Raw genomic sequence first — 14,641 nt, 5'->3', positions numbered from 1 at the left:
CTATGTCGATGATCTCTAGACGTTTATTGGCGTCAATATTCCGTCTATAACTTTTTGGAATTAACCAAATGCCAAACTATTGACCTTATACATTGCCATCCTAAACAATCAGCAATGTAATGTCACATTGATATTCGAATCTTAACCATGCGTTTCTTGAGGATAAGTGTCGTACATCATCCAAAGCGTCTTCAGTGAGTACTTTCAGCAGCTTTCCTCGTGCTAGGTAACCGCAAAGAATACGACTGGACAACCGCTCATCGGCAGCTGTCAAAGATTCAAGCGTCAATAACCAAGTCACTTTCCCTGCCGCTCGGGTCATTGCCTGGTTACAAGCACAAACCTTGCCTGAAGGCAGCCAGACTTTGATCGGGAGGCCAGGCAAAAGCGCGGCCATACGATAGCTCACGGAGCCAGCAGCCCGCACCGCTGCACAATCAGGCACCCGATTTGCCGTAGATCAAAGAGATAGCGAACCACTAAGCAAATACTGCCAGCCCGAAAATGAGAAAACGTAGTCGATTGTCGAGCCAAAGCCTGTCAGCGACCTGCTTTCCAATAATAAATTTTGCCTAATTAGTTACCGAATGACGTCAACAAATAAGCGCCTGTTTATTGACAAGCTACAAGTCGATACGGACAACTCCTCTGCCGCCAGACGGATGGCAGGCTATGCTGCAAATTAATTCGGCCTGGATGCTGACTGGATCAAAAATGAAACATCCGCCACTCAGCATCGTCTGCCAGGAATGAAGACCGTAGAATTGTTTACTCAATACCGATTCAAGGCGACCATTGGCCGGTTGCCCAAGCGCCAAGGTGCCGTAGCCTCATGGCCACTGCCTGGCAGCGCCATTGAACGCCAGGGTGAGCCAGCCTGAACGGCGGCACACCCACCCCACCCACCACAAGGATGAAGAGCCGCGTGGAATCCGAAGTCAGTCGAGTCCAACTCAGCCACGATCCACGCAGTCAGCATGACGATCCCCTGCTGGATAGTCTGTTGAGCCTGTGTGTTCTGCACCAGAAACCCGCCAGCCGGGTCATGCTGACCACCGGCCTGCCGCTGCCGGCCCAGCGCCTGAGCCCCGAGCTTCTGCCCCGCGCAGCCGCCCGGGCTGGCCTGCAGGGGCGCCTGCTGCAGCGTAAGCTGGAGCAGATCCCGAGCATCGCCATGCCGGCCATGTTGCTGCTCAAGGAAGGCCGCAGCGCCGTCCTGCTGGGCTGGGAAAACGAAGACACGGCGCGCCTGCTGCTCAGCGAGAGTGATGGCGGCGAGGTGCATGTCAGCCGCGAAGCCCTGCAGAGCGATTACAGTGGCCGGGTATTCTTTGCCCAGCCGCAGCACAAGTTCGACGTCAACCACGGCAACCTCATCCCGCGGGCGAAGTCGTGGTTCCGCGATACCTTGCTGCGCAGCAAGTGGCTATATATCGACGCCATCGCCGCCAGCCTGGTGATCAACCTGATCGCCCTGGCCGCGCCACTGTTCGTGATGAACGTATATGACCGGGTGGTGCCCAACCAGGCCACCTCGACCCTCTGGGTGTTGGCCATCGGCATCGCCGGTGCCTACATCTTCGACCTGATCCTCAAGGGCCTGCGCGGCTTGTGCCTGGACCTGGCTGGCAAGAAGACCGACCTGATCATTTCGGCAACGCTGTTCGAACGTATCGTCGGCATGTCGATGAAGTACCGCCCGGCCAGGGTCGGCAGCTTTGCCCAGAACATTCACGAGTTCCAGGGCCTGCGTGACTTCCTCGCCTCGCTGACCCTGACCAGCCTGATCGACCTGCCGTTCACCGTTCTGATCCTGATCGTCATCGCCATCATTGGCGGGCACCTGGTGTGGATCCCGATCATCGCCTTCCCGCTGGCCCTGGGCATCGGTTACGCCCTGCAACGGCCACTGATGGCGACCATGGAACGGACCATGGCCCTGGCCTCGGAGCGCCAGTCCAGCCTGATCGAGACCCTTGCCGGCCTGGATGCGGTAAAGGTCAACAACGCCGAAAGCGAACGCCAGTACATGTGGGAGCAAACCCTGGGTACCCTCAGCCGCCTGGAACTGCGGGTGAAGGTGCTATCGAGCCTGGCGATGAACATCACCCTGCTGATCCAGCAACTGGCAGGCGTGGCGATGATCTGCGTCGGCGTGTACCTGATCATCGACGGCAACCTGAGCATGGGCGGCCTGGTGGCCTGCTACATGCTCAGCGGCCGTGCCCTCGGCCCGCTGGGCCAGCTCAACGGCCTGCTCGCCCGCTACCAGCAAGCCAAGGTGACCATGGTCTCCACCGACCACATGATGGAACTGCCGCAAGAACGCAACTTCGAAGAACGCCCGCTGAGCCGCAAGGTGCTGCAGGGCAGCGTCGAGTTCCGGGGGGTCGATTTCACCTACCCGAACCAACAGAATCAGGCCTTGAAGAACATCAACCTCACCATCCGCCCCGGCGAGAAGGTGGGCATTATCGGCCGCAGTGGCTCGGGCAAGAGCTCGCTGGCCAAGCTCATCGTCGGCCTGTACGAGGCCGATAGCGGCTCGCTGCTGGTCGATGGCGTGGACATTCGCCAGATCGACGTCAGCGAACTGCGCCACAACATCGGCTACGTGCCCCAGGACATCCAGCTGCTGGCCGGTACCCTGCGCGACAACCTGGTCAGCGGGGCTCGCTACATCGAGGATGAGTTGATTCTGCAAGCTGCCGAACTGGCGGGTGTGCATGAGTTCGCCCGGTTGCACCCGGACGGCTACGAGTTGCAGGTGGGTGAACGCGGGCAGAACCTGTCCGGTGGCCAGCGGCAGAACGTCGCCCTGGGCCGCGCGCTGTTGCTCAACCCGCAGATCCTGCTGCTGGACGAACCGACCAGCGCCATGGACAACACCGGCGAAGAACGCCTCAAGCAGCGCCTGCAGGCGGTGGTGGAAGGCAAGACGATGCTGCTGGTCACGCACCGTGCCTCGCTGCTGTCGCTGGTGGACCGGCTGATCGTGATCGATCGCGGGCAGATTGTCGCCGACGGCCCGAAAGCCGCGGTCATGGATGCGCTGAAGAAGGGGCAGATCAGTGTTGCATAAGCTGGATGTGGGGCAATTCAAGGACGGCCTGCGGCGCTATTTCAAGGGTTCCGATTCACTGGGCGGCCAGCCGCTGCCAGAGGTCAACAAGGCCCTGATCGAGGATGCGCCGCGGGTCGTGCGGCTGACCATATGGGGCGTGATCCTGTTCTTCGTGTTTCTGATCGTGTGGGCCAGCGTAGCGCCCATCGACGAAGTTACGCGGGGTGAAGGCAAGGCCATTCCGTCGTCCAAGGTGCAGAAGATCCAGAACCTGGAGGGCGGCATCGTCGCCGAGATCTTCGCCAAGGAAGGGCAGATCGTCGAAGTGGGCCAGCCATTGCTGCGCCTGGATGAAACCCGCTTCGCCTCCAACGTGGGTGAAACCGAGGCCGACCGCCTGGCCATGGCCTTGCGTGTCGAGCGCCTGAGTGCCGAGGTCGAGGACAGCCCGCTGAAGATCGACGAGGCGCTGCGCAAGGCCGCGCCAAGCCAGGCGGCCAGTGAAGAGTCGCTGTACCAGAGCCGGCGCCAGCAACTGCAGGACGAAATTGGTGGCCTGCAACAGCAGCTGGTACAGCGCCAGCAGGAACTGCGCGAATACAGTTCGAAACGTGCCCAGTACGCCAACAGCCTGCAATTGTTGCGCAAGGAGATCAGCATGTCCGAGCCCCTGGTGGCCACCGGTGCGATCTCCCAGGTTGAGGTGCTGCGCCTGCGCCGCGCCGAAGTGGAGAACCGCGGTCAGCTGGACTCCACGGCGCTGGCCATCCCGCGTGCCGAGGCGGCCATTCGCGAGGTGCAAAGCAAGATCGAAGAGACCCGTGGCAAATTCCGCAGCGAAGCGCTGACCCAATTGAACGAAGCGCGCACCGAGCTGAACAAGGCCACGGCGACCAGCAAGGCGCTGGATGATCGCGTGCACCGCACCATGGTTACTTCGCCGGTACGCGGTATCGTCAAGCAGCTGCTGGTAAATACCATTGGCGGGGTGATCCAGCCGGGCAGCGACATCATAGAAATCGTGCCGCTGGACGACTCACTGGTCATCGAGGCGAAGATCCTGCCCAAGGACATCGCCTTCCTGCACCCTGGGCAGGAGGCGACGGTCAAGTTCACGGCCTATGACTACACCATCTACGGTGGGCTGAAGGCCAAGCTGGAGCAGATCGGTGCCGACACCATCACCGATGAAGACAAGAAGACCACCTACTACCTGATCAAGCTGCGTACCGACCGCAGCCACCTGGGCACTGACGAGAAGCCGCTGCTGATCATTCCGGGGATGGTGGCGACGGTCGATATCATGACCGGCAAGAAGACCATCATGAGCTACCTGCTCAAGCCGATCATGAAGGCGCGTTCGGAAGCGTTGCGCGAGCGTTAAAAAGCACACTTATCGCCGCGACCCACACTGTGGGAGCGGCCTTGTGTCGCGAAAGGGCTGCACAGCAGCCCCAGCGATTTATGCATCTTTGCTGAAATCCTGGGGCCGCTGTGCGGCCCTTTCGCGACACAAGGCCGCTCCTACAAGGGACCGCATACCCTCAGCGCCAGGGGGCAGGCTCACCAACCAACTGCCCCTGAATCCCGCCTACACCCATCTCCCGCAACACCAACCGCTCACCTTCCGTCTCGACCCGCTCGGCAATCAGCGGCAGGTCGATGCTGTGTGCGGCGCGCTGGACCGCTTCTATGAACAGCCGCTTGTGCTGCTCTTGATCAATGTTGCGGATGTAGCTGCCATCGATCTTCAGGTACGCCAGGCCCAGGTGCGCCAGGTTGCCGATCATGCTGAAACGCCCACCAAAGCGTTGCAGCGCCAGGCCGAAGCCAAGCGCGTGCAGGCGCCGGGTGAGTTGCTCCAGGGCCGCCTGCTCAGGTAACTGCTCCTCGCCAATTTCGAAAACCAGCCGCGGGCCGAGCGCCGTGTTCTGGCCCAGAAGCTCGAAAACACGCTGAAGTGCCTTGGGGTCGGCCAGGGTGGCGGCGGACAGGTTCAGTGCCAACACCTGGTCATGCCCTCGAAGGTGCGCCAGCACTTTCTCCAACACCAGCACATCAAGCCGCGGCATCCAGCCGAAGCGCTCCAGCCAGGGCAGGAAGCGGCCGGCCGGCAGCGCTTCGCCCTGGCCATCCTGCAAACGCGAAATCACTTTGTGGTGCAGTACCCGTTGCGCAGAAGCGCAATCCACCACTGGCTGGAAGAACAGTTCGAAATGCCCATTGTCGAACGCCTGGTCCAGCCGCTCGTGCCAGACATGCTGGCTATCCGCGGCAACTGCAGCCACGCCTTGTTCAAGGCATACCCAACCCGGTGTTGGCTGGTTCTCGGCGCGGGCCAGGGCCTCGTCGGCAAGCTTCAGCAATGCCTGAGGTGAATCACCGGGGCTGAACGGCGCCAGGCCGATACAAGCCACCGGGTCGATATCACTGGCGCCCGTTTCGTGCAGGCTGTGCAGCGTCGCTTCCAGGGCCTGGGCAAGCTGTACCGCCTCTTCATGCACCATACCCGGCGCCAGCACGGCGAACTCGCCCCCACGGCTGCGGGAAATCAGGTCGTTGGTTTCCGGGTAGCTGGCACAGGTGCGACGCAACTGCTCACCCACGGCCTGTAGCAACTGGTCAGTACGCTGGCCGCCAAGACGGGCGTTCAACCCCGCCAGCCCCTGGACCCGCAGCAACAGCAGGTAGCCGGCGCGCGCTTCTTCCAGGTTGCTCACCCGCGTGTTCAGCTGCATCTCGAAATAACGGCGGTTGGACAGCCCGGTCAGGCTGTCCTGATAGGACTCGGCACGCAGCCGCTCACTGCGCTCGGCTTGCTCGGTAAACAGTGCCTTGAGCTTCTCGACCATCTGGTTCATCGCCTGTACTACCCGGCGCAGCTCCGGCGTGCGCGGCAACTCGGGCAGGCTGAGGAATTCGCGGCGGGCAATGGCGTGGGACTGCTCGACCATGTAGTCCAGCGGCCGCAACTGGCGACGCAGGAGCAAGGCGCCGAGTACCGCACTGGCCGCGCCACACAGCAGCAGCCAACCCAGGCTGCCCAGGGCGCTCTGCCAGAGTTTGGCAATGGCGAACATCGGGTGGCTGATTACTTCAACGCGTGCGGCCTGCTGCCAGCCGCGGCTGACGATGGCATCGCCACCGGCGGCTTCCAGGCCGATCAGGTGCACGAACCAGCGCGGCACACCGCCGGGGTCCGGCTCGGCGTGGCGCTCCACCAGCACAGCATTGGAACCCAGGTCGACAACCTTGATGCTTGCGTAGTAACCACTGTCGAAGATCGAGCTGACCATCAGCTCGACCATCGCTGGGTCATCGATATTCGGCGTCAGCGACAGCGCCAGCGCGGTCGCCGCATCCTGGGCGTGCGAGCGCAACTGGTTGACGTACTGGCTGCGCGAACTTTCCAGGCTGACCATGAAACTGCCACTGAAGGCGACCACCAGGAACAGGCAAATGGCCAACAGCAATTGTTTGAACAGTGACATCTGTGCTCCTTCAGTAGACCGGCTCGGCCGGGAACCCTTCGGCCTGCATTTTCTTCAGCAAATCCTGCCAGCGTGACAACCGCTTGGTATCGCCGACCTTCTTGTTGCCTGCGGCACCCGTCAGCCACAAGCCCTCACCATTGAAGGCGTACACCGGCAGCAGGTCGGTACGCTGGCTGGCCGGCTTGATGGCATCCATCAGGCTGTCGAGCACCAATGGTTGTGCCTGTGGGCTTGAATAATAGGTCAGGACCATGTGCGCCCGGTTCTGCCGCAGCGCCTTGACGTAGGTGATGCGCAGCTTTTCGCTGGGGATGCCCATACGCCGCAGACTGAAATACTTGGCGATGGCATAGTCCTCGCAGTCCCCTGCCCCCTTGATCAGCGCCTGCACCGGCGTGGCCCAATAATCGACCTCACGCCACAGGTCGATATCCTCGACATAGCGCAATTGCTGGTTGAAGAAGCGGTTGACCACCTGCAATCGCTCAAGCTCAGTACCCTGCTTCTGCGTGGCCATCAGGTTCTGCCAGGCATCGATCCGGCCCTGCCCGGCACCCAAGGGGCCATACAGGGCCTGCGACTTGCGGCTGATCTGGGAAAAGTCCCAATCCGCGTGCAAGCCGCCCAGCAGCAGGCTGCCAAGCAGCACAGCAAGGCCGACACGTTGCACAACAGTTTTGAGCATCCAGGATATCGCCACTGCGAAGCCCTGTTCAGGCCAGTCGAAAGCAGCGATGGTGCGGCTTGCCACGGCAAAAGACAATGGCACCCTGCAATCATGCACCCGCCGGTCACCCGACCTACACTTTCTGGTTATAACCTTCCATAGGCCGCTTCCTTTGACAGGCGACTTCATCCACCATAGCCGCGCTTTTGGGGCGCCGGTTCCATTACCGGTAAAGGTTTGACACCCCCAAGAGCTGTTACTAGTGTCATTGGATCCAACTTAAGTCATCGTTGAGGCAGACGTCGCGTGGCCGAGAAAATCAAATTGAGCAATGTGCTGGCCAGCGAGCAGCTGTTGCCGCACCAGGCCCGTGGCGTGATCGAAGAACGCCTGCGCAGTGCCATTCTTGATGGCCGCTTGCCCCCAGGTACTGCCGTAAGACAACAAGAGCTCGCCACCTTGTTCGGTGTCAGCCGCATGCCCGTGCGCGAGGCCCTGCGCCAGCTCGAGGCGCAATCGCTGCTGAAAGTGGAAATGCACAAGGGTGCGGTGGTTGCGCCGTTGATCGGCGAGGACGCGGTGGACACCTATGCCCTGCGCGTGCTGCTCGAGACCGAGGCGCTGCGCCAGTCCATTCCGCTGCTCGATGCCAGCGACATCGCCAGCGCCCGCGGGTATATCCAGCAACTGGAAAACGAAACCCGTCACGCTGAAATCGGCCGTCTCAATCGCCTGTTCCACATGTCCTTGTACAACAAGGCGCCGAACAAGAAGCTTCTGCGCCTGATCGAGGACGAACTGAATGAGGAAGAGCGCTTCCTGCGGTTTCATCTTTCGTCCATGGGCCTGGGCAAGCTCACCCAGGACGATCACAACGCACTGGCGGATGCAGCTGGCGACAAGCTGGTGGACGAAGCGGTAGCGGTGCTGGAACGGCACCTGAATAACGCATCGCGGGTAATCCGTAAGTATCTGGATACGCAACTGGGGCGCTAGCGGGTAGTGACTGCGCGCATGGTGCAGTCGGCTGGGTTGCAAATTGATCGGCTCCCGCCAACAATGAGACTAATTATCATTCATGTCCATTGATGGCAGCGCCCTCACCCATGCCCAGCAACGATTCCGTGCAAACGCTCTACAGTGACCACCACGGCTGGTTGCATGCCTGGCTACGCAGCAAGCTGGGCAACGCCGCCGATGCCGCAGACCTGGCCCAGGACACCTTCGTGCGCCTGTTGCAGCGTCGCGAACACCTGCAACTGAATACTCCCCGGGCCTTCCTGCGGACGGTCGCGCGCGGGCTGGTGATCGACCACTGGCGGCGCGAGGAACTGCACAGGGCCTATCTCGAGGCATTGGCACAGTTGCCGGAAGCACAGGCCCCCTCGGCCGAAACGCGTGAGCTGCTGCTGGAGTTGCTGGAGCGCATCGCGCGCATGCTCGACGGCCTCAAGCCCAAAGTACGCCGCGCATTCCTGCTGGCCCAATGCGAAGGGCTGAAGCACCAGGCCATCGCCGACCAGATGGGGATCTCGGTGCGCACCGTGGAGCGCTACATCGCCGACGCGCTCTACCATTGCTACCTGCTGCGCTACAGCGACGAGTGCTGACATGATGACCGCCGCACAGCCTGGCGCAACAGCGGTCAAGCAGGCCATCCAGTGGATGCTGAGGCTGCGCGAGAGCGGGCATGACCCTGCCCTGCAGCAACAGTGCAGGCAATGGCGCACTGCCCACCACGAACACGAACAGGCCTGGCAACGGGTGATTCACCTGCATCAGGACCTCGACCTGCGTGCCGTCCCTGGCGCCGGGCTGGCTTTGCAGACCCTGGAGACCAGCCAGCGCCGGCTGCACCGTCGGCAGGCGCTGAAGCTGCTTGGTGGCGTTGCCATGGTGGGGACGGCGGCATGGCTGGGAAAAGACCTCGATGCGGTCAACGCCTGGACATCGGACTACGCCACCGGCACGGGCGAACGACGCAGCTTTGCGCTTCCCGATGGCTCGCTGATGCAACTCAATACCCGCAGTGCCGTCGACCTGGCCTTCAATGACCAGCAGCGCCTGGTCCGCCTGAAGCAGGGGGAACTGATGATTGCCTGCAGCCGGCAGCGTCCCTTGCTTGTACAAACTCGTGACGCGTTGCTGGAAGGGTTCGAAGGGCGCTTTGTGGCGCGCCAGGACAGCGACTGCACGCAGGTCAATGTCAGCCATGGCAGGGTGGCGATACACCGGCCTGGCATTGGCCCGCTGCAATGGATCGAAAGCGGCCAGAACTGGCGCCTGGATGCACAGGGTACACACCGGCTCGAGCAGGTGGACATGGATGCGATGGCCTGGACCGAGGGCCTGATCGTCACCCGGGACATGCGCCTGTTCGACTTCCTCTCGCAGGTCAGCCGTTATCGCCATGGCTATCTGGGCTGCAGCGACGATATTGCCGATTTGCGCTTGTCGGGTGTATTCCGCCTCGAAGACCCGGAGCAACTGCTGCAACTGCTACCACGGACGCTGCCCGTGCGGCTTCGTCAACGTACACGCTGGTGGGTTCGCGTGGAGGGGCTGGCCTGAACTGATGGGGCTATTGCGTTCAGGGCTGCTATGCAGCCCATCGCCGGCAAGCCAGCACCCACAGGGATCGCACAAGGCCTCAGGGCTTATGCAATACCTGTGGGTGCTGGCTTGCCGGCGATGCGGCGCGTAGCGGCCCCAATAACTTTTTTGACGGGTTTTGAATGCCGGTCCGGCTAGGACAGTAAGCGACACCTCCTGCCCTCACACTTCAACGGACCCCTCATGCCTACCGCCCCCGTGCACACGCGCACCTTCAACGCGAATGATTTTCGACCTGTCTTGCACTCAGCGCCTTTGCGCAAAGCAGTCCGGGCTGCCCTGTTTGGCACCGCCTTGGGCCTTACAGCCGTCACGCAACTTTCCATGGCAGCTGAAACGGCCCAGATGAGCCACCACTATGCGATCCCGGCCGGCCAGTTGGATGACGTGCTCAACCAGTTCGCCCGCCAGGCTGGCATCACCTTGTCGAGCACACCCCAGCTCACCCAAGGCTTGCAGTCGAACGGCCTGCAGGGGCAATACCCAACCGATCAGGCACTGCACCAGTTGCTCAATGGCAGCGGCCTGGAAGCCGTCAGCCAGGACGGCCGCAGCTACGTGCTGCAGGCACAACCCCAAGGCGCTGCATTGTCATTGCCAGACACCGATATCCGTAGCTTCACCCTCGGCAATGCACTGGGCAGCACGGAGGGTTACAACGCTACCCATAGCCAAGTGGCGACCAAGACCAGCATGCCACTGGTAGAGACATCGCAATCGGTCTCGGTGGTTACCCGACAGCAGATGGACGACCAAGGCTCACAAACCGTTGCCCAAGCCATGCGCTACACACCAGGGGTACTGACCAACCCCTACGGGGCGACCCATCGTTATGACTATGTGGCCATGCGTGGCTTCAACGACGGCTCGGTGGACAACATCTACGTCGACGGGCTCAAGTCGATGGGAGACAACGGCACCTACAGCACCATGCAGGTGGACCCGTACTTCCTGGAGCGCATCGATATTCTCAAGGGACCGTCTTCGGTACTGTATGGCCGTAGCTCGCCAGGAGGCCTGGTGGCGCTGACCACCAAGAAGCCGCTATTTACCCCCTACCATCAAGTCCAGGCCACCATCGGTACCCAAGGCCAGCGTGGCATGGGTTTCGACTTCAGCGGCCCCGTGGATGACGACAAGCGTATCGCTTATCGCCTGACAGGCCTGGCGGATGCTTCCGACACGCAGTTCGATCACAACAAGGAAGAACGCTACGCCATCGCGCCGGCCGTCAGCATCGACTTCAGCGAAGACACTTCGCTGACCCTGCAGGCCTACCTGCAACACGACCCCAACGGCGGCTATCACGGCGGTAACCCCGCAGATGGCATGCTGCACAAACGCAACGGCTTGCGCCTGTCGGACCACTTCTTCGAGGGCGAGCCGGGTATCGACAACTACGAGCGTACCCAACAGTCCTTCAGCTACCAGTTCGAGCATCGCTTCAACGATGTGTTCACGGCACGCCAGAACTTCCGCTATCAGGATTCCGATGTGTCGATGGACCAGGTGTATTCCGCCGGTTGGGCGGATGCCGACAGCAATATCCTCAACCGCGCCTATACCGGCGGCGACGAACGCCTGCATTCGTACATCATCGACAACATGCTGCAGGCGGAATTCTTCACCGGGGCCGCCAAACACACCTTGCTGCTGGGCACCGACTACCAGCGACGCAAGGCTGACGTGGCCTGGCGTTATGGCACAGTCGATCCGTTGGATGCAGGCAACCCGCAGTACGGCAACGGCAACCTTCAGGTGCTGGGCGAGAACCGCTACCAGCGGCGCTTGCAGCAAACGGGCGTTTACCTGCAGGACCTGGTGGAGCTGGACCAATGGCGCTTTTCGTTGGGGCTGCGCCAGGACTGGGTGAAGGTGTCCGAGGAGAATCGCGACAGCAACACCAAGGTCAGTGACCAGCGCTCCAGGTTTACTACCCGCGCAGGTGTGCTCTACCTGTTCGAGAACGGTATTGCGCCCTATGTCAGCTACTCGGAGTCGTTCAACCCCAATACCGTATCCGACCAGCAAGGCCGCCCTCTGGCACCGACCGAGGGCACTCAATGGGAGGCTGGCATCAAGTATCAGCCGCCGGGTAGCGACAACCTGTTCACCGCATCGGTTTTCCGCATCGAGCAGGAGAACCTGGCCTCGAAGCAGCCTGACGAGGACTTCTATCGCCCTGTAGGGCAAGTGCGCTCACAAGGGCTGGAGCTGGAGGCCCATGTGCAATTGACCGACAGCTTGAAGCTGCTGGGCGGCTATACCTTTACCGATATCGAGTACGCAAAGTCGATGCCCAGCCTGGTGTCCGGCAACCTGGATAACAAGGGCAATTCGCCAACCCAGGCACCGAAGCAGATGTTTTCCCTTTGGGCTGACTACAACTTCCACCAGGGGGCCCTGGATGGCCTGCGCTTGGGCGGTGGGGTGCGGTATGTGGGGTACAGCTGGGTGGATGCGGAAAACAGCATGAAGGTGCCCTCCTATACCCTGTTCGACGCTTCAATCGGCTATGACCTGGGCAAGGTCGGCCTCCAAGGCATGGATGTACGCCTGAACGCCAATAACCTCACCAATGAAAGCTACATCACCTCGTGTGCAAGCCTGAACTACTGCTACATGGGTGAAGAGCGCAATGTCAGTGCCACGGTCAGCTATCAGTTCTGACTCTATGGTGGTCGCTGCGCGTCCGATCGCGACACAAGGCCGCTCCTACACGGGAAGCGCGCTCGCCTGAAAGTGCGCCCCCCCGGAAAAGACAAAGCCCCTGTCTGCATCGCAGACAGGGGCTTTGGATTTGAATCTTGACGATGACCTACTCTCACATGGGGAAACCCCACACTACCATCGGCGATGCATCGTTTCACTGCTGAGTTCGGGATGGGATCAGGTGGTTCCAATGCTCTATGGTCGTCAAGAAATTCTGTGTGCTGGCCCGTCCCTCGGACGTACCTGCGAATCTCTGTAGTTCCTACTTAAAGACAAAACCCCTACCTGCATGCGCAGATAGGGGTTTTGCGAAATGAATCTTGACGATGACCTACTCTCACATGGGGAAACCCCACACTACCATCGGCGATGCATCGTTTCACTGCTGAGTTCGGGATGGGATCAGGTGGTTCCAATGCTCTATGGTCGTCAAGAAATTCTGTTGCCAGAATGTCCAGATGGACAGCCCAGCGAATTCGGATATGCGATATTTGTGATGTTGCGAACTTTCGGTTCTTTCGTCTTCACCACCACAATTTGGCTTTCGTGCGCAAATTGCTTGGGTGTTATATGGTCAAGCCTCACGGGCAATTAGTATTGGTTAGCTCAACGCCTCACAGCGCTTACACACCCAACCTATCAACGTCGTAGTCTTCGACGGCCCTTTAGGGGATTCAAGATCCCAGTGAGATCTCATCTTGAGGCAAGTTTCCCGCTTAGATGCTTTCAGCGGTTATCTCTTCCGAACATAGCTACCCGGCAATGCCACTGGCGTGACAACCGGAACACCAGAGGTTCGTCCACTCCGGTCCTCTCGTACTAGGAGCAGCCCCTCTCAAATCTCAAACGTCCACGGCAGATAGGGACCGAACTGTCTCACGACGTTCTAAACCCAGCTCGCGTACCACTTTAAATGGCGAACAGCCATACCCTTGGGACCGGCTTCAGCCCCAGGATGTGATGAGCCGACATCGAGGTGCCAAACACCGCCGTCGATATGAACTCTTGGGCGGTATCAGCCTGTTATCCCCGGAGTACCTTTTATCCGTTGAGCGATGGCCCTTCCATACAGAACCACCGGATCACTAAGACCTACTTTCGTACCTGCTCGACGTGTTTGTCTCGCAGTCAAGCGCGCTTTTGCCTTTATACTCTACGACCGATTTCCGACCGGTCTGAGCGCACCTTCGTACTCCTCCGTTACTCTTTGGGAGGAGACCGCCCCAGTCAAACTACCCACCATACACTGTCCTCGATCCGGATAACGGACCTGAGTTAGAACCTCAAAGTTGCCAGGGTGGTATTTCAAGGATGGCTCCATGAGAACTGGCGTCCCCACTTCAAAGCCTCCCACCTATCCTACACAAGCAAATTCAAAGTCCAGTGCAAAGCTATAGTAAAGGTTCACGGGGTCTTTCCGTCTAGCCGCGGATACACTGCATCTTCACAGCGATTTCAATTTCACTGAGTCTCGGGTGGAGACAGCGCCGCCATCGTTACGCCATTCGTGCAGGTCGGAACTTACCCGACAAGGAATTTCGCTACCTTAGGACCGTTATAGTTACGGCCGCCGTTTACCGGGGCTTCGATCAAGAGCTTCGCTTGCGCTAACCCCATCAATTAACCTTCCGGCACCGGGCAGGCGTCACACCCTATACGTCCACTTTCGTGTTTGCAGAGTGCTGTGTTTTTAATAAACAGTCGCAGCGGCCTGGTATCTTCGACCGGCATGGGCTTACGGAGCAAGTCCTTCACCCTCGCCGGCGCACCTTCTCCCGAAGTTACGGTGCCATTTTGCCTAGTTCCTTCACCCGAGTTCTCTCAAGCGCCTTGGTATTCTCTACCTAACCACCTGTGTCGGTTTGGGGTACGGTTCCCAGTTATCTGAAGCTTAGGAGCTTTTCTTGGAAGCATGGTATCAACCACTTCGTCGCCTAACGGCAACTCGTCATCAGCTCTCGGCCTTGAAATCCCGGATTTGCCTAAGATTTCAGCCTACCACCTTAAACCTGGACAACCAACGCCAGGCTGGCCTAACCTTCTCCGTCCCTCCATCGCAATAACTGGAAGTACAGGAATATTAACCTGTTT

The 14,641-nt window shown here is 59.9% G+C and carries 8 protein-coding genes and 3 rRNA genes (1 of these 11 cut by a window edge); 6 read left to right on the top strand and 5 right to left on the bottom strand.

The window, feature by feature from the left end:
* Nucleotides 1-925: 925 nt before the first annotated feature.
* Nucleotides 926-3,082, top strand: coding sequence for a type I secretion system permease/ATPase (locus C163_RS00680; RefSeq protein ID WP_025337258.1), 2,157 nt, complete (start codon nt 926-928; stop codon nt 3,080-3,082).
* Nucleotides 3,072-4,448: an HlyD family type I secretion periplasmic adaptor subunit gene (locus C163_RS00675; RefSeq protein ID WP_038407794.1), complete on the top strand. Its 1,377-nt coding sequence runs from the start codon at nt 3,072-3,074 to the stop codon at nt 4,446-4,448. Before C163_RS00680 ends, C163_RS00675 begins: the two co-directional genes overlap by 11 nt.
* Nucleotides 4,449-4,608: 160 nt before the next feature.
* Here the strand turns inward: C163_RS00675 and lapD are convergent, their stop codons facing one another.
* Both lapD and lapG read right to left on the bottom strand, forming a co-directional pair.
* Nucleotides 4,609-6,555, bottom strand: a complete 1,947-nt coding sequence (gene lapD / locus C163_RS00670; RefSeq protein ID WP_025337256.1) for a cyclic di-GMP receptor LapD — start codon at nt 6,553-6,555, stop codon at nt 4,609-4,611.
* 10 nt (nt 6,556-6,565) lie between these two features.
* A complete protein-coding gene (gene lapG, locus C163_RS00665) occupies nt 6,566-7,327 on the bottom strand; it encodes a cysteine protease LapG (protein WP_025337255.1) in 762 nt (253 codons plus the stop codon).
* A 204-nt stretch (nt 7,328-7,531) separates the two neighbouring features.
* On the opposite strand from lapG, the gene C163_RS00660 reads away from it, so the two are divergent.
* From C163_RS00660 to C163_RS00645, 4 genes are all read left to right on the top strand, one after another.
* A complete protein-coding gene (locus C163_RS00660) occupies nt 7,532-8,221 on the top strand; it encodes a GntR family transcriptional regulator (RefSeq protein ID WP_025337254.1) in 690 nt (229 codons plus the stop codon).
* 110 nt (nt 8,222-8,331) lie between these two features.
* On the top strand, nt 8,332-8,835 hold the full coding sequence (locus C163_RS00655; protein ID WP_025337253.1) for a sigma-70 family RNA polymerase sigma factor: 504 nt from the start codon (nt 8,332-8,334) through the stop codon (nt 8,833-8,835).
* Nucleotides 8,836-8,839: 4 nt separating this feature from the next.
* A complete protein-coding gene (locus C163_RS00650; protein ID WP_025337252.1) occupies nt 8,840-9,796 on the top strand; it encodes a FecR domain-containing protein in 957 nt (318 codons plus the stop codon).
* Nucleotides 9,797-10,093: 297 nt separating this feature from the next.
* The gene (locus C163_RS00645; RefSeq protein ID WP_025337251.1) at nt 10,094-12,508 is read left to right on the top strand and encodes a TonB-dependent siderophore receptor; all 2,415 of its coding nucleotides are present in this window, start codon (nt 10,094-10,096) and stop codon (nt 12,506-12,508) included.
* Between the two features lie 135 nt (nt 12,509-12,643).
* Here C163_RS00645 and rrf (C163_RS00640) read toward each other — a convergent pair.
* From rrf (C163_RS00640) to C163_RS00630, 3 genes are all read right to left on the bottom strand, one after another.
* A 5S ribosomal RNA gene (gene rrf, locus C163_RS00640) occupies nt 12,644-12,759 on the bottom strand.
* A gap of 109 nt (nt 12,760-12,868) precedes the next feature.
* Nucleotides 12,869-12,984: ribosomal RNA gene (rrf, locus tag C163_RS00635) — 5S ribosomal RNA — on the bottom strand.
* Nucleotides 12,985-13,120: 136 nt separating this feature from the next.
* A 23S ribosomal RNA gene (locus C163_RS00630) occupies nt 13,121-14,641 on the bottom strand (it continues 1,372 nt past the right edge of the window).

Source organism: Pseudomonas sp. FGI182 (genome assembly GCF_000511325.1).
Classification (GTDB): Bacteria; Pseudomonadota; Gammaproteobacteria; order Pseudomonadales; family Pseudomonadaceae; genus Aquipseudomonas; species Aquipseudomonas putida_Z.
Note: the sequence above shows the minus strand (reverse complement) of the source record. Positions and strands in the feature narration are given on the sequence as shown.

Coding starts and splice junctions, on each gene's coding strand:
- C163_RS00655 (WP_025337253.1), top strand. CDS start 8,332: ATGCCCAGCAACGATTCCGTGCAAACGCTCTACAGTGACCACCACGGC.
- lapD (WP_025337256.1), bottom strand. CDS start 6,555: ATGTCACTGTTCAAACAATTGCTGTTGGCCATTTGCCTGTTCCTGGTG.
- C163_RS00650 (WP_025337252.1), top strand. CDS start 8,840: ATGACCGCCGCACAGCCTGGCGCAACAGCGGTCAAGCAGGCCATCCAG.